Annotated in this window: 1 protein-coding gene; it reads left to right on the top strand. The window is 69.3% G+C overall.

The window, feature by feature from the left end; all coding sequences use genetic code 11:
* The coding region (locus tag IE242_RS37275) for a phosphoglucose isomerase-related protein (protein ID WP_506417263.1) at nucleotides 1-652 on the top strand (652 nt) is incomplete at both ends.

The following is a 652-nucleotide window of genomic DNA, read 5'->3' as shown; positions in this document are numbered from 1 at the left end:
ACCGACGTGTTCGGGCTGCGGGACGCCATGTTCCGCGGTGAGAGGATCAACGTCACCGAGGACCGCGCCGTGCTGCACACCGCGCTGCGCGCGCCGCGGGACGCGGTGATCGAGGTCGACGGCGAGAACGTGGTGCCCAAGGTGCACGCGGTGCTCGACAAGATGAGCGACTTCGCGCACCGGGTCCGCTCGGGCGAGTGGACCGGCCACACCGGCCGCCGCATCCGCAACGTGGTCAACATCGGCATCGGCGGCTCCGACCTGGGCCCGGCGATGGCGTACGAGGCGCTGCGCGCCTACACCGACCGCTCGCTGACCGTGCGGTTCGTGTCCAACGTGGACGGTTCCGACCTGCACGAGGCCGTGCGTGACCTGGACCCGGCCGAGACCCTGTTCATCGTGGCCTCGAAGACGTTCACCACCATCGAGACCATCACCAACGCCACCACGGCCCGCTCCTGGCTGCTGGCCGGGCTCGGCGACGACAAGGCCGTGGCCAGGCACTTCGTGGCGCTGTCGACCAACGCGGAGAAGGTCGCGGACTTCGGCATCGACACCGCGAACATGTTCGAGTTCTGGGACTGGGTGGGCGGCCGCTACTCCTACGACTCCGCGATCGGCCTGTCCCTGATGATCGCCATCGGGCCGGAGC

The sequence above is a fragment of the Streptomyces poonensis genome, assembly GCF_014650915.1.
GTDB lineage: Bacteria > Actinomycetota > Actinomycetes > Streptomycetales > Streptomycetaceae > Streptomyces > Streptomyces poonensis.
This window is presented reverse-complemented; position numbering and strand designations above follow the sequence as displayed.